General features: G+C 62.5%; 14 protein-coding genes and 2 pseudogenes. 7 read left to right on the top strand and 9 right to left on the bottom strand.

From position 1 onward, the window contains the following. Positions 1 to 146: 146 nt before the first annotated feature. Positions 147 to 1,733, top strand: coding sequence for a DUF4389 domain-containing protein (locus COCCU_RS14180; protein WP_231598968.1), 1,587 nt, complete (start codon positions 147 to 149; stop codon positions 1,731 to 1,733). A gap of 265 nt (positions 1,734 to 1,998) precedes the next feature. On the opposite strand, the gene COCCU_RS14185 is transcribed toward COCCU_RS14180, so the two are convergent. The 3 genes from COCCU_RS14185 to COCCU_RS14195 all read right to left on the bottom strand — a co-directional run bounded on the left by COCCU_RS14185 (position 1,999) and on the right by COCCU_RS14195 (position 4,893). Beyond that, entirely contained in the window at positions 1,999 to 2,352 is a 354-nt protein-coding gene (locus COCCU_RS14185; protein ID WP_156233003.1) for a hypothetical protein, read from the bottom strand. 244 nt (positions 2,353 to 2,596) lie between these two features. Then, positions 2,597 to 4,486, bottom strand: a complete 1,890-nt coding sequence (locus COCCU_RS14190; protein WP_156233005.1) for a heavy metal translocating P-type ATPase — start codon at positions 4,484 to 4,486, stop codon at positions 2,597 to 2,599. Positions 4,487 to 4,668: 182 nt separating this feature from the next. Further along, entirely contained in the window at positions 4,669 to 4,893 is a 225-nt protein-coding gene (locus tag COCCU_RS14195; protein ID WP_156233007.1) for a hypothetical protein, read from the bottom strand. Positions 4,894 to 5,377: 484 nt separating this feature from the next. Here COCCU_RS14195 and COCCU_RS14205 point away from each other — a divergent pair, with 484 nt between their 5' ends. After that, entirely contained in the window at positions 5,378 to 6,364 is a 987-nt protein-coding gene (locus COCCU_RS14205) for a zinc-dependent alcohol dehydrogenase family protein (RefSeq protein WP_156233011.1), read from the top strand. A gap of 100 nt (positions 6,365 to 6,464) precedes the next feature. Here the strand turns inward: COCCU_RS14205 and COCCU_RS14210 are convergent. From COCCU_RS14210 to COCCU_RS14220, 3 genes and pseudogenes are all read right to left on the bottom strand, one after another. Further along, a pseudogene (locus COCCU_RS14210) lies at positions 6,465 to 6,840 on the bottom strand (KUP/HAK/KT family potassium transporter). A 4-nt stretch (positions 6,841 to 6,844) separates the two neighbouring features. Then, a pseudogene (locus COCCU_RS14955) lies at positions 6,845 to 7,045 on the bottom strand (KUP/HAK/KT family potassium transporter); the annotation flags it as partial. 298 nt (positions 7,046 to 7,343) lie between these two features. Further along, positions 7,344 to 8,357, bottom strand: coding sequence for a magnesium and cobalt transport protein CorA (locus tag COCCU_RS14220; protein ID WP_156233017.1), 1,014 nt, complete (start codon positions 8,355 to 8,357; stop codon positions 7,344 to 7,346). Between the two features lie 242 nt (positions 8,358 to 8,599). On the opposite strand from COCCU_RS14220, the gene COCCU_RS14225 reads away from it, so the two are divergent. Next, positions 8,600 to 9,130, top strand: a complete 531-nt coding sequence (locus COCCU_RS14225) for a flavodoxin domain-containing protein (RefSeq protein ID WP_156233019.1) — start codon at positions 8,600 to 8,602, stop codon at positions 9,128 to 9,130. A 462-nt stretch (positions 9,131 to 9,592) separates the two neighbouring features. Here COCCU_RS14225 and COCCU_RS14230 read toward each other — a convergent pair whose 3' ends face one another. Continuing rightward, positions 9,593 to 10,162 (bottom strand): hypothetical protein, encoded by a 570-nt coding sequence (locus COCCU_RS14230; protein WP_156233021.1) that lies wholly within the window; start codon positions 10,160 to 10,162, stop codon positions 9,593 to 9,595. Next, a complete protein-coding gene (locus COCCU_RS14235) occupies positions 10,159 to 11,058 on the bottom strand; it encodes a CPBP family intramembrane glutamic endopeptidase (protein ID WP_156233023.1) in 900 nt (299 codons plus the stop codon). The genes COCCU_RS14230 and COCCU_RS14235 overlap by 4 nt, the downstream gene beginning before the upstream one ends. 535 nt (positions 11,059 to 11,593) lie before the next feature. Between COCCU_RS14235 and COCCU_RS14240 the strand changes: the two genes are divergently transcribed. The 4 genes from COCCU_RS14240 (at position 11,594) to COCCU_RS14255 (ending at position 13,971) form a co-directional block, all read left to right on the top strand. Beyond that, positions 11,594 to 12,079 carry a hypothetical protein gene (locus COCCU_RS14240; RefSeq protein WP_156233025.1) on the top strand — a complete coding sequence of 162 codons (486 nt, stop codon included), beginning with the start codon at positions 11,594 to 11,596 and terminating at the stop codon, positions 12,077 to 12,079. Next, positions 12,079 to 12,948, top strand: a complete 870-nt coding sequence (locus COCCU_RS14245) for a hypothetical protein (RefSeq protein ID WP_156233027.1) — start codon at positions 12,079 to 12,081, stop codon at positions 12,946 to 12,948. Before COCCU_RS14240 ends, COCCU_RS14245 begins: the two co-directional genes overlap by 1 nt. A gap of 40 nt (positions 12,949 to 12,988) precedes the next feature. Continuing rightward, the gene (locus COCCU_RS14250) at positions 12,989 to 13,330 is read left to right on the top strand and encodes a hypothetical protein (protein WP_156233029.1); all 342 of its coding nucleotides are present in this window, start codon (positions 12,989 to 12,991) and stop codon (positions 13,328 to 13,330) included. A 305-nt stretch (positions 13,331 to 13,635) separates the two neighbouring features. After that, entirely contained in the window at positions 13,636 to 13,971 is a 336-nt protein-coding gene (locus COCCU_RS14255) for a hypothetical protein (RefSeq protein ID WP_231598969.1), read from the top strand. A gap of 234 nt (positions 13,972 to 14,205) precedes the next feature. Here COCCU_RS14255 and COCCU_RS14260 read toward each other — a convergent pair whose 3' ends face one another. After that, a complete protein-coding gene (locus tag COCCU_RS14260; protein ID WP_156233031.1) occupies positions 14,206 to 14,823 on the bottom strand; it encodes a recombinase family protein in 618 nt (205 codons plus the stop codon). Positions 14,824 to 15,037: the final 214 nt, after the last annotated feature.

A 15,037-nucleotide genomic window follows, 5' to 3' on the forward strand; every position in this document is an offset into this window, starting at 1 on the left:
AGAAAATGCCTCCATGCCCGGAAAGCAGTTGATAAAAATTCGGGGGAAACAACTACATGGTGCGCGGGCTAAGGTCCACTTGAGGAGACCAGCGGCTCGGACTCGCGACAGTTCACACGCCATTCCCACCCTTGTAAGGAAGCGTCATGGATTCCCGGACGACCTACCCCACCTCTTCCGCTCAACGACCTGCCCGGATGAGACCGCTGAACTGGGTCCTGCTGGTGGCCGGAGTTCTCCTCACTGCCCTCGGCCTGGGCCTGACCCTCGGCGGAGCAGTGCTCATGAGCGCTGAATCCGCCCAACAAGACGGCCAGTACCTCACCCTCGATCCGCAGCGTTACCAGAGCACCGGCCACGCCATCACCACCCCATCCCTGGTGCTCGATCCCGGGGAGTCCGGGACGACCGGTCTGCCCCCACTGGAGGAACTAGCCAGCATCCAGGTGAAGGTGACCCCCGTGGTCCCCGACCAGGCTATCTTCGTTGGCATCGGGGATGCCTCCGAGGTCGCCGCCTACCTCGACGATGTCCCTTCTGCCGCCATCGGAGGTATGACCTGGACCGAGACCGGGCAACTGTCCGGCCAATGGTCCTGGAACTCCGGTACTGACGGGCAACTACAGGACATCCCCGGCGACCGCGTTCCCGCATCCCCTGCCGACCAGGATTTCTGGGCCGTCTCGGCCATGGGAACCGGCACCCAGGAAGTCACCTTTGATCTGCAGGAGGGCCAGTGGACCCTGGTGGTGATGAACGCCGACGCCACCCGTCCGGTGTGGATCGATCTGCAGGCCGGCGCCCGCACAGACCTGCTGAACCCCGTCAACCCCGGTCTGTTGATCACCGGCCTGATCGCACTACTCCTGGGCCTTGCCCTGCTGCTGTTGGGGACCCGCGGCCTGGGCCGGGACATTGACCAACCGACCCCGTCGCCCCTCGCCACAACCGGGGACATCGCCGGTGGACACCCCACCTCAGGTGCAACCCGACTGGCTGTGCACCCGTTGTCTTTTACCGGGCACCTGGACACCCGACTCTCCCGGGGACTGTGGCTGATCAAATGGCTGCTGGCCATCCCGCACTATCTCATCCTGGCCTTACTGTGGTTTGCCCTCGTGATCACCACGATTGCTGCCGGGATAGCCATCTTGTTCACCGGTCGCTATCCCCGGTCCTGGTTCGCCTTCAGCGTCGGGGTGCTGCGGTGGAACTGGCGGGTGGGTTTCTACGCCTACTCGACCCTGGGCACCGACCAGTATCCTCCGTTTACCCTCGCCCGGGCCGACTACCCCGCGGAGCTGGCGGTAGATTACCCCGACCGACTCTCCCGCGGGCTGGTCCTGGTGAAGTGGTGGCTGCTGGCCATCCCGCACCTGCTGATCCTGGGAATCCTCACCGGCAGCACCGGGGCCGCCGGGATGGTCTACTCGGACGAGGGTTGGACGCGGGTGACCACCGGCGGATCCCCCTCCCTGTTGGGCCTGCTGGTCCTCATCGCGGCCGTGGGGCTGCTGTTCACCGGCCGGTACCTTCCCGGTCTCTTCGCCCTGATCGTCGGGCTCAACCGGTGGGTCTACCGCGTCGCCACCTACGTTCTTCTCCTGCGCGATGACTATCCCCCCTTCCGTCTGGACCAGGGCCCCACCGACCTACCTCACCCCGGTGAGCCCGCAGGATCCGAGACGATAACAGCAACCACCACACCTCATCCTCCGTCAGCGCCGGCCTAGCTGAGTCATCATGCCTCGTCCTTGGCCAGCATCCTGGCCCTCGGGGCAGCAACTGCGGCGTTTGCTCCTGCTCGGGGACCAGGACCACGCCCTGCCCACGACGGACCCCTGCCCGGAAACCCGCTCCCGGCCAGGGGTCAGCCCTCCTGGCCACCCCATCACGGAACTGTTGGTCTGGCCTCATGCCGGGTACACCCCGCATGTGGAGGAGCCTTCTCGGTGCTATGAGTTCATGTCCGGGACTGTTCTTACAGGATCCAGCCCCTCACGCTGAGGAGTTGCGGGTTGCACCGTGCCGGATGGTCGCAAAGGCTGCTGCGGAGACTGCGTTGACGGTCCAGTACGGCCACGGCAGGGCAGGGATCAGTCCCAGGACCCAGGCTTGGGCCCATAGCAGCGCCCCGGAGATCCGACGGCCGCGGAGAAGGTGATAAGCCACCGTCGCCTGGAACACGGCCGCAGTTAAGACCACGGCGGGGGCGGCCGGCTCCAGGGCACGAATGATCGGCCGGTAGGGCGGGAACCAGGTTGTATCACCCAGCCAGCGCAGGAAATCAGGGGCGGTACGTACCGTGTACACGGTGTTCACCACGGCGGTGCCAGCGAAATACACTCCCACGGCCCGCACCCCCATTCTCCATGCCCGAGCCGGTCTGGGCGAGAGGGAACGAAAACGGCCAAGCTGCTGTTTGAGGGAAGCCATGGGTATGTCTCCTACCTGCGACGGGTGGGACGTCGGCTACCTCGGAAACCGAGGTATGCCAGTCTCCTGATGCTGTCTAGTATCGCGGATTCCAGGTCCCGAGGGGAGAAGATCGTCTCACTTCTCGGTTGCTGTCTTGTCCATCTGCAACCGATCCGCGCTATTTTTCGAAGTCTGCCAGCGTTCCGCGGGCCATGGCCACCCGGGCGGAGTTGAGGATCGCCAGTACGTCGATGACCTCCTGAGCAATAGCGCCCAGCAGGGGGGTGAGCAGTCCGAAGACGGCCAGGATCATGCCGATGATCGACAGTCCCATGCCCCCAAGCGCGGACTGCAGGGCGATCCGGCGCATGCGTGCACCGATGTGGAGCAGATCATCGAGTCGCTCCAGGGAGGAATCCAGGATGACCGCGTCTGCGGCCTCGGCGGTAATATCGGATCCTGCCCCCATCGCCACCCCGACGGTGGCCGCGGCCATGGCAGGGGCGTCGTTGATGCCGTCGCCCAGGAACATCGTCGGTCCGCGCTGGTTGTAGTCTTCGACGATCGCGAGCTTGCCTTCGGGGCTCACACCGGCGTGGACCTCCTCAATTCCGACTTTCTCCGCCAGGTAGCGTGCCTCGGATTCCCGGTCCCCGGAGATGATCATGATCTTTTCGACGTCGTGTTTTCCCGGTAGGTGGGCGATGAAGTCGGCTGCGGAGGCCCGGGGCTCATCCCGTAGCTGGATCAAGGCCGCATAACGCCCGTCGATAAGTACGGCAGCCTCCATACCGGCGCTGGTGTGCGGCAGCAGACCAGCAGACGCGGAGTCGAGGGTGATCGTGGTTTTCCGGTTCGTCAGCAGGATCGTGTGCCCTCCCACCTGCCCGGTCAGTCCCTGGCCGGGGCGTTCGGAAACCTCCGTGACGGCAGGCAGCTCAAGTCCACGGGCCTGGGCTCCCTGGATGATCGCGGAGGCCAGCGGGTGCCGGGAGTAGTGTTCGACTGCGGCGGCCAGGGCAAGGACCTTGTTCTCGTCGACACCGGGGGCGAGGTCGATGGCGGTGATCACGGGCCGCCCATAGGTCAAGGTGCCAGTCTTATCGAACATGACAGTCGTGACCCGACTGGTGTTTTCCAGCATGCCGGGGTTTTTGATGATGATTCCCCTCCGAGCGGCCAGGGAGATCGCACCGATGATCGCCACCGGCACCCCGATCAGCAGCGGGCACGGGGTCGCCACCACCACGACAGCGAGAAAACGCAGGGGATCTCCCGACAGCACCCATCCCACCCCACCCAGGAACAAGGCGATGAGGGTGTACCAGGACCCCAGCCGGTCGGCCAGCCGGCGCATGGCCGGGCGGTGCTCCTCTGCCTGGCGCAGAACACCGACGATTTTGGCGTAGCGGGAGTCCTGCGGCAGGGCAGTTGCCTCAATGGTCAGGGCCGAGTCGCTGTTGATCGCCCCCGAGATCACCGATGAGCCCACCGACTTGGAGACCACGTAGGGCTCACCGGTCAGGTAGGACTCATCCATTGCCCCGTGCCCGGCAACAACCTCCCCGTCCACCGGGCACAACTCGTGGGGCAGGACCGCGATACGATCACCCACCCGGATCTCGTCGACCGGGACTTCTTCGGTGTCATCGGCGAGGGTCTCCCCAAACAACCGGTGCGCGATGGTCGGGGAGCGACGGGCCAGGGCATCCAGGGTGGAGGTGGCCCGGCGGGTGGCGGCCTCCTCAAGTGCCTGACCCCCGGAGAGCATAAGCACGATGATTGTGGCGACCAGCCACTCTCCCAGCAACACGGCGGTGATGATGGAGATGGCGGCCAAGAGGTCAGCCCCACCCTTCGAGCGCACCACACTACGCAGCACGCTGATCATCAACGGCCCACCCCCCAGGACCACCACGGCCACCAGCGGCCAGTCCGCCTGTAGCCCCTCCAAGCTCATGACCAGCCACAGGACGAGATGGAGCAGGATCGCCACCAAGGCCGCGACGGCGGTAAGACCATCGCGGGATTTCACGAAGAGGACCCAGGGGTTTTCGGGCGTACTCATAATCTGATTATTGCCCTCATCACGTGCTTTGACTAGGAAGGGTAGCCTTGGCTCAGTTCCTGCTCGGCCGTTTCGTGCTCGGACCCCTGGGAGCGAATCTTGGCCCCACACCTGAGGAGACATGGGTGGGCCTTCTAAGGTTTAAACAACGTAGCTGAACCGCAGCGGACACGGTGGTGGGGTCAGCGGCGGATTCCGCGCGTGAAGTAGAGGGCGGGGCCGAGGAAATTGATGGCGATGATCGCTGCCCATGTCGCTTTACGGCCGTGAACCTGGGAGACCGGGCGGAAGAACAGGTCGGTCCAGGCGCTGACGGCCAGGGAGAGCTGGAGGGACCCCAGGGTCAGGATCACCGTCTGTTGGCTGCGGCTGAGATCATTCCACTGCAGCTTCGTCTTGTCGCGCATGGCAGTCCTTATCAGTTGTCTGGTCGGTGGTCACGGCGTCGGCCAGGTCCCTGGCATTGTGCTGCAAGAGCGCACGGGACACCGGCCTGGGGTGCAGACGGTGATAGATCTGCTGGCCGGCCAGCTGTCTTCCGCGTGCACGGCCATTTTCTGTCGTGGATGCGGCCATCGCTGTGCCACCGTCATTATGGAACAGCACCCAGCGCCCCACGGTGGAAACGACGTAACACATCCATCTCATCCTCACCCGTCCCCTGGTGGGCTGGAGACCAGCTGCGTTCCTGGTGCTCCTTTGGGGAGTGCGCCTCGCGCCCGCAGCAGGGGTCGCAGGTGAGGGGGACACAGCCATCCTGGCAAGACCTGTTGCTCCCGCAGTCGCAGCAAGCCGATATCCGATCCCAGCCGAATGACATCTACGATCCCCTGTCCCCTGCGGTACCTCCAGGGCTTGCCTGTCTCGGTTATCAACGGCAGAATCGGGAACATGAGAGCGTGGCGGACAGGCGCTACCCCAGGCCAGCTCGAACTAGTGGAGGCCCCCCTCCCTGAGCCCCAGGTCGGCGAGGTGCTGGTCAAAGTTGAGGTGTGCGGTGTGTGCCGCACGGACTTACACGTCATCGACCAGGAACTAACGGTCCATCATCCTGGGGTAATTCCCGGCCATCAGGTCGTCGGCACGGTTGAGACCACCGGTCCTGGAGTACTGGAGCTTCACCCCGGGGACCGGGTGGGGGTGGCCTGGCTGCGAGGGACCTGCGGGGTCTGTCAGTGGTGCCGGACGGGGCGCGAAAATTTGTGCCCGCGCTCGACCTACACCGGCTGGGACGCCGATGGGGGCTACGCTGACTACGTCACCGTGCCGGAGGCCTTTGCTTACCAGCTTCCCGCCCAGCTCGACGCGGTCACGCTAGCACCTCTGCTGTGTGCCGGCATCATCGGTTACCGGGCCTTTAAACGCAGCGCTCTGCCTCCCGGTGGGCGGTTGGGCATCTACGGCTTCGGGTCCAGTGGGCACCTCACCGCCACGCTGGCCTTGGCCGCTGGCGCCGAGGTCTATGCGATGACCCGCGGGGAGCGTAACCGGCAACTGGCGCGCGACCTGGGTCTGTCCTTTGTCGGGGACTCCCACGAAAGGCCCCCACAACTGCTAGATTCGGCGATCGTCTTCGCCCCCGCAGGGGACATTGTTCCCACAGCCCTGCAGGCAACCCAACGGGGTGGAACCGTGACCCTGGCCGGTATCCATATGACGGACGTGCCGTCACTGACTTACCAGGAACATCTCTTTAACGAACGGGACCTGCGGACGGTAACCGCCAACACCCGCGCCGATGGTATTGAGTTCCTGCGGTTGGCCAGCCGGCTCAAGATGAGCCCGCAGATCACCGTCTATGACTTCGAAGAGACGAATAAGGCCCTCAGTGATCTGCGCGACGGTCGGGCCTCCGGCTCCCTCGTCGTGACCCTGTGATCCAGTAGTTGTGTCCCTCAGGGGTGAACCAAGTGGTGCCGTCTGAGCGATAGGGATGGGCAGCCTGTTCGAACGGTTCGGTCCCTGCGATGCGGTTAATTCAGAGGTGCAGTTCGGTTCCCAGCACGATGGTCCGGGTGGGTGGCAGGTGAAAGATCTCGGTGCGGTTGGCCCGATTTTTCTCCAGGGCGAGGAACAACTGCTGCCGCCAGTCACGCACGCGGTGGACGCAGCGTGAGCACCGAGAGGAAATAGAGCGCCTGGTCGAGGTCGATGTGGAGCTCGGGGGTCTGATCCACGGCCAAGGCGAGGTTGCGGGGGATGTCCTGATCATCGGTGAAACCGACCCGGATGCTCATGTGCACGATGCCGTCGGCGGCGGAGCCGATATCATCCACTGAGATCCGGTCCGCGGGTGCCGCGTGCGGGACGTTCATGTGGACGATCCGCACGATGATGACATGTTCATGGAGCATATGGAAGCACGTACTTGACAGTGACGATGAGGGTGATGGTCCACAGGACCATGGAGATGATGCCGTAGACGTTCTCCGGGGCAACAGTGACCTTGTTGTGCTCCATGCTGAAGGCGGTGTGCAGCGCGTAGAGGGGGCTGGTGTCGATGTCACCGAAGACCACCCCGAGGGCACCGAGGGCAAGTGGCCAGGACGTCGGTTGGATAGTACTCCGTGCGGTGCCGACAGCTTTCCTTTTTGAAGCGGCGGTGGAGCCGGCGCTGCCGGATGAGGGGGATGAGGGGTCTGCAGCCTCGGAGGACTGTCGGGGGGATCCAGTCGGCCCGTGGGACCGGCAGTTATCCATGCGATCAGTGTGCACCTACCGAAGGGGGTTTAGCTACAGATTGCCCAGGTTCTCAAGGAGAACAAGGTGAGCTCACCGCAGCCGCCGGGTGAGGCCTCAGGAATAAGGTCCTGACCAGGCAAGCTGCTTCCCGGTTAGTAGTCTCCCCATGCGGAGATCACAACCATCCGCGGCGCTTGAACCACACGTACAGGCCAAGGCTCAAAGCCACCATCAGGCCCAGGGCGAACAGGTAACCCAGCTGCCAGCCGAGTTCGGGCATGACCTTAAAGTTCATCCCGTACACCGTGCCCACTAGGGTCGGGGCAAACAGGATAGCCGCCCAGGACGAGATCTTCTTGACCTCCTCGCTCTGCGCCAAGCTTAATTCGGATAGTCGCCGCATCTCCTCGTTCTGCCGTTGGCCCACGAGGGTGGCATGCACGCTCAGGGCGTGGTGGAGCAGCACCCGAAACGCGTCCACCCGTTCCACCACCCGGATGACGTGGCCGTGGACGCCGCGCAGCCTGGCCTGCAGTTCGATACCCGATTCTGTCTCGGAGCTGTGCTGGAGAGCCTCCAGCATGCCCCCGAGTGGATGGGTGGCCCGCTGGAACGCGATGACCTCACGGGAGAGTTCATAAATCCGCCGGGCGACGTCCGGGTGGGCGTCGAACAGCTCATCCTCGATCTCGTCGATGTCATTCTCTAGGCCGACGACCACCGGTTCGTACGCGTCGACGACTTTGTCCAGGATCGCGTACAGCACCGCGTGTGACCCCAGGGCCAGCAGCTCCGGAGCGGCCTCCAGCCTGTGCCGGACCCGAGCCAGGTTGACGGCTTCGGCATGCCGGACCGTGACCACGAAATCCGGTCCCGCGAACACGTGTAATTCGCCGAACTCGACTTTTTCGACATCGTCGAGATACCGGGCCGGGCGCAGCACGGTAAACAGGGTGTTCCCGTAACGTTCGAGCTTGGCACGCTGATGGCCGTAAAGTGCCTCCTCCACCGCGATCTCGTGCAGGTTGAACTCGTCCGCGATGGACTGGATCTCGACTGGATCCGGGCGGTAGAGATCGATCCACGCCAGGCCTTCGCGCTTACGCGTCGCCTCAAAGGTCGCGGCCAGACCTGCCGGGGTATCGGTCCGGTGCCCGTTCACATACACCGCGTTATCCACGATGGTCATAGGGACACCTTTCTACGTCTGTGTTCAACGGCCGCACTGTCGCCGTGTCGATGTGATCCGCTCCACACTACCCAGCCACCCAACTTCATTTCACTGACGGGAGTCATGCCCTCCCACGGAAGATGCCTTGATTATGGTTTCAGGGGACGGATAAAATATTATGCTCCCGCGCCCCACGACAGGGCTGAGAGAGCAGTCGCCTCGGGTTAAGCTGTCAGCACCTTAATTTCTAGGGGTGCTGCATGAAGGTTCTCATCGCTTATTCCAGCTGGCATGGATCCACCGCCGAGATAGCCCAACGCCTTGCCGCGGTGGTAACCCGCGACGGCATCACCGTAGATGTCACCTCGATCCGGGAAGCACCCGACCCGGCAGGCTACGACGCTGTGGTGGTGGGCAGCGCAGTCCACAATCAGGCCTGGTCTGCGGAGGCCGCACAGTTTGTCCACCACCATGCCTTCGCCCTGTCGCAGCGACCGGTGTGGCTGTTTAGTGTGGGCATGTCCGATGGCCTGCCTCGTCTCCTGCGCCGAGCAGCGCGTGCGGGACAGGACCGACGCATTACGGACGCTTTGCCCTCTGCCATCCAGCCTCGGGAACACCGGGTCTTCTCAGGGGTATGCCGGCCCGAGCATTTGCCCCGTTGGTCTGGAATCGTGTTCCGCATGGTGGGCGGTCATTTCGGTGACTACCGCGACTGGCCAGCGATCGAGGACTGGGCCCGGCACATCACCCGACAGCTCAGCGCCCCGCAGACCACCGAAGCCGAGTGAACGTCGAGGAGTGTTCCACGACTCCTAACGCACTCCGCACCTGGGGGACTCACGCAACCACACCCTCACCTGGGGCATCAGGGACTGGTTCTACGCCGGTTCCCTGCCGCAGCCCCGGTGCAGCAGGGTTCGAATATGATCGGCCTCTTCATGTTGGCCCAGGAAGTTTTCCTTATTCCCCCTCCACGGGAGCGGCGCCTAATACGGGTGGGTGGTGCTCCCACCGCCCACCCCGAGAGGGGTCATCGTCGTCTCACCATCTCTTAAGGACGCCCACGTGGGAAGAGCCGTCCATAGACAATTTCGGCAACAGCGGGACTGTGCGGAACGCTCCAGGCTCTATCACAGACATCTGACGGAGGATGTCACGAAAGATCGGAAATTCGCTGCCATGATCCAGGGAATTTTCCTCGCGGTGGCGATGATCGAGGTGGCAGTCGCGACGCGCTCAACAGTGGCAACCTATCCCTGCTCGGCGGCGATGATGCCCGCCTGCCAGCCAGGTGCCCGCCCGGGAGACGGTGGCACGAAATCTGCGGCTTCCACACCCCCGGTGTGCAGTAACCAGGCGACCAGTGAGTTCGAGTTCCACATGTCCCCGATCCCGAATTCATCTCTACCCCAGGTCAAGGGCGGCACGGTGGTGGTTCTCGCAATCATGTCCCCCGCCTCCCGGGCGGTGAGCGGGATCTCGAGGACTTCCCCGACCGCGAAGTCCCGGTCCGGGATAACACCGTCCTCCCAGCAGCGGACCTCGTAGCGAAACAGCCGCCACCGTCCCAGAAACTCCATCCCCACCGGTCCGGTGGCGACGACTCCTCTCCCCGTCACCGTTTGGCCCCAGGCCGGGCCCATCTCAATGACGTAGCGGGTGGTACCGGTGAATATCTCCAGCGCCGCATGATAAAGCGGTTGTGACGGCCGTTTCTCCCGACGTGCCGCCATCGCCTCCCACCAGTGACTGGTGTGGATGACGAAGTGTCCTCCGGCTCCGACGGGAAGCCACCATAAAGCAGCGTGTGGGCTGTTCATTGCTTTTCCTCGCGGGGGCGCGTCAATGGTTCTGCCGGCCCCGGGTGCCCGGGGAGGAATCGTTCCGGAACATCCGCCACGTCGGATCGTTGGCTTAGTGTGGACGACCTGGGGTGGAGGGGCCGGGATGCCTGTTGTGCCGAGTCAGGTGGACGCTGTGTCGCGGCGATCTCCTTGAGTCGGGACAGCGCTCCGGCGCCATAGAGCAGCCAGGAACCATAGATGATGAGGACCGCGATGGCGGGGATGATGAGGCTGGTGCCTTCCCCGATTGTGCTGAACTCGGCGATGATGTTGTAGAGGATATGGGCGACAATGACCGCCTGCAGACTGCCGGTCGCGATGACCACCAGCGTAAAGAGCAGGCCAACGAGGGTGGCGTTGATGATCTGCAGGGCGGTGTCGGTGCCGCCCTGCCCAATGAACAGGCTGGCCGAGTGGCCGAGGCCAAAGGTCAGGGAGGTCACGATCACTGCCCACACTGGTCGTCCCTTCCGTAGGAGGGCATGGAGCAGCAGGCCGCGGAAGAGTACTTCTTCCAGAAAACCGACGAAGACAAAGTGAGCGATGATCGTGACCCCGATGAGAATCGTCAGGTCATCGCGTACCCCGCGGAGTAACGGGAGGCCGATGAGGATCAGCAGGGGCAGATAGAACCACATGCGGGCCGCGGGGACCGCGGGGGATACACCTAGTCCGATCTGCAGGCCGATGCCCGAACGGAGAAGATAGGCGAGCATGATCACTGTCAGCACGCCCAGCGGGATGACCGCAGCGGCGTGAGCGGATATCCCGACGTTGACGCCGAGATTGACGGCCACAATGGTGGCCATCAGGTAGAGGGCCAGCCACACCAGGAAATGTCGGACCTGATTTTTCTCGTATAAGCGTTTCATGCGCTCATCACGGCCTTATAGTGTTGTGTTCCTTAGCTTCAGTTTATGGCGGATGCCGTTTGGCCTGGAAGTTTTACACGGTGGGTTGCGACACAGGAGATACGGCAGAGGTCCCTCCGCTGGCTGGGAGCCTCGGCTTCCTCGGCTTCCAATGGAGGCAGCTGGGGTCCTTACGGCAACTCCGGGCAAGAAGCCACCACCCTGGAACATGCCGGACACTGCCTTGACCCCATCCATACCGGCCCTCTGTTGGCGCGATACTGGACCCCACCAACAACAGTGGGAAAAACAACTACCCCACCTTTAAGCACACGTTGGGTTCCGCTTTTCAGCAGCCGGCTGCCCCCGTCCAGTACTGCAAGCGCAGCTGGCCCAGTTTCGTGACCCACAATCCGGTTCCCTCACCCCCGGCAGTGGCTAGGGTTAACACCAGCAGGAACCGGTCGCGCACGGCTCCCTGACCCCGACGTCCTCTTCGGCGAGATTATTACCCCACGGCACGAGCTCAACACGATTACCGGAAGGTCCTACCATCGTGAGTCTCCCGCTTTCCGACAAAAAAGTTTCGACCCTACTCGTCGTCCTCCTGATGTTCGGCGCCGTGTCCGCCTTCTGCGGAGCAGTACTGGGCATTGTCTTCAACGGGGCAGGAGTCCCGCTGGAGCATCTGGCGGGAACGCCGTTTTCTTCCTTCGTGGTCCCGGGGCTCATCCTGGGCGTCGTCGTCGGCGGAACTCAGTTGGCCGCCGGGGTTGCGTTGCTCACTCGTAGCCCTCGGGCCCCGCTGATGGTGGCAGTGGCCGGTTTTGGAATGATGATCTGGATCTACACCGAACTGGCGCTTATCGGGTACTCCTGGCTGCAGAGCATCTACTTCGGGCTGGGGATCGTCGAGCTGATCCTCGTCCTTGCCCTGCTCGGTATTGCACCGGAGTTCGTATCATCCTGGGACCGTCACCGGGGTCGAGCCAGGTCACCGGAGAAGTCCTCCGAGACGAGTCCTCCGACCGGGGTGTCCTGATGACAAGGAGACTGCAGGAGGGACAGAGGCAGGAGGTTGTCACCCGGATTCCGGCATTGTGGGCATGGTTGTCCGCGTCGGCCGCAGTACTGGCGGCAGTGGGCAGCGTTCTCGGACTTTCGGTTCCCGGGCGCCTCTATGGGCAGAAGACATCCGAGATGGTCATAGCCGTCCTCGCCCAGGATCTGGTGAACCTGTTCCTGGTTGCACCCCTGATGCTCATTCTCGCCGTCTACGCCCGACGGGGCTCGCTCAGCTCGGGGCTGTGTCTGATCGGATTTCTCGCTTTCACCGTGTATAACTACGCGATCTACGCGTTCTCCATCCACTTCGGTCCCCTGTTCCTGATCTGGGTCGCAGTGCTCGGCCTGTCCGTCTTTGCCCTCATCGGCAACCTGGCCGCCCTGACCCTGCCAGGGGTGGACACACGTTTCAGCGGTGCCACGGTGAGAGTGCCGGGGTGGTTGCTGATCGTGGTCGCGGTCTTGTTTGCGCTGCTGTGGCTCAGTGAGATCGTGCCCGACCTGCTGAACGGCAGAAACTCCACCAGCGCGACCGACTGGGATGTTCCCACCAATCCGGTTCATGTGTTGGACCTGGCGTTTTTCCTCCCCGCGGTCGGTGCGGTGGGTGTGCTCCTGCTCAGAGGTCACCGGATCGGATACGTTGCTGCCCCCGGGGCTTTGATCTGGGTGATTTTGACCAGCCTGCCCATTCTCGTCACCCCCTTCGTGGCACAAGCCCGAGGCGAGGAACCAGGGTGGTTTGTCCTAGTGCCGATAGGAACCCTTGCCGTGGCCACGGCGGTGATTGTCTGGCGGCTGCTGCACACCGTGGGACAGCGTCCAACTGTTTCCCCGGGCGCGTGATCATGGGACCGGGCGACCACAGACCCGCACGTATTTCTGGATGGGACCAACGGCTGACAACCGCCCCACCCGCGCAACCTTCACTGACAAAGAGGTGGCGGGGCCGCCGGAGCCGGTGCAGCGCTACCTGAGCACCGCCATCCGGGCCGGAACACCGCTGACGCGGGCCGGCCGGGACCATGGGGCACAATCAAGCTGGGCCGGTGGCTGCCCTGCCGGCCCGGATGCATCCCGTAGCGCGGCCGGATGCGGGGGGGCGGAAGCAGTCTGGGTGCCTCCGGCGCTGTTGCCTCAGTTCACCACGACCTGGGCCGTGTTAGATGACACCCAGATGTCGTCACATGCCTGGTCGTTAGGCTCGAACTGTGCCAACCCCTTCTGACCCCGACAATCTATGGGCTTGTTCCGGAACCAGGTTTTTGTGTCAGGAACGAACGTTTCTGCTACAAAAAACACGCTTCCCGAAAATATACGTTCATAAAGGTCGCCACACCCAGATTTTGTAGCACAACCCAGTGCCGTATTCTATGTGTCCATACGCGGACCTCTTGACGGGTTCTGCTACATTTTTCGGATATGGGACACGAATTCGGTTGTCGTTTTCAGAAGTCGTCTGCACGGATTTCAGAAGTCCTCTTCACTGACACACCAGTCCCGGCGTCTGTGCGTAGTTGGTAGTTTCAGAGAGTGGCCTCAACTAGTGGATGGAAACGAAAAGCAGGCGCGATCCTGTCGTTCCTTCTCGGCTTCGGCATGGGAGTCATCCTCCGACGTTTTTTAATCCCCTTAGGGACCAGCGTTGAACAGTTGGTGTGGCCCTGGATCGTTGGATCGTTTATTTTTCTGGTGATCGTGGGCGGTGTCCTGGTCGCTTTTGCTGCGGTTCTCTATCGTTATCGCCACCGTCATTGCCTGGCTGTCGCCCTGGGGTGGGGAATCTGGGCCGGATTCCTGGTGCATAGTCTTCTGCTCTTCGTGTTGTCCCTGCTGATCTTTAAGTACGGGATAACTCCTGTCGGATAGGGATCGATCGGCCCCTGTCGCCCAACAGTGTCTATGGGTGATCCCCGGCATCAGAACCGGTCAATGTCTTGGGGGTTGAGAGGTATTGGCCTGATACGGGATCCTCACCACCTCATCGGTGTCAGCGACCGTCGATTTCTTCGTTGACCTTTCTCACCCCATGCCTCATATATAGGGACGTGTCGAGAAATCCTCTGGGAAACAAGGGTCGCAGTTCTCACTGAAGACGCATCGTTAGCGTCCCGCGAGAAGCTTTCGTCCGTCCTCGCGCAGCTCCCCCGTGGGGGACACGTGCCGGTAGAGGGTCTGGCGGGTGATGTCGAGCTCCTTGCAGAGTGCTGCGACGCTGGTTTCGGGTTGACCCATCGAGGCCATCGCCAGCCGCACCTTGGCCGGGGTCATCTTGAACGGTCGCCCACCCTTACGCCCACGGGCCCTCGCCGACTCCAGGCCAGCTATCGTGCGTTCAGAGATCAACTCGCGCTCGAACTCGGCCAGGGCGGCGAAGATCCCGAAGACCAACTTGCCCTGAGCCGAGGTCGTGTCAATCGCCGCACCCTGACCGGTCAGCACCTTGAGCCCCACGCCGCGGGCGGTGAGATCGTGGACGATGTTGACCAGATGCCGAAGATTTCTCCCCAACCGGTCCAGCTTCCACACCAACAGGGTGTCGCCGGCTCGGAGTGCTTTCAGGCACGACACTAATTCCGGGCGGTCCTCTTTCTTGCCGGAGGCCTTGTCCTCATACATGTGGTCCGGATCCACTCCGGCAGCAAGGAGGGCGTCGCGCTGTAAATCAGTGGATTGTGACCCATCCGCTTTTGACACCCGCATGTAACCAATTAGAGCCATAACCTATTCCCATCACTTATACGGTCGTTTGTGTGACACACTTCTGAAAAATGTTGCGCGAGGTCGCAAAATCGGAAATTGTCACTTAACGCGTTATTTATCCTACGTCACGTGAACGGATCGAAAAACCAATAAAGTGACACAGTTTTCTCGTTGGCGCAGATTTTTCGCCGGCTTATCCGTGACTGGACCGAAAAGGTTTACTCTTCAAGTA

The organism is Corynebacterium occultum (genome assembly GCF_009734425.1).
GTDB lineage: Bacteria > Actinomycetota > Actinomycetes > Mycobacteriales > Mycobacteriaceae > Corynebacterium > Corynebacterium occultum.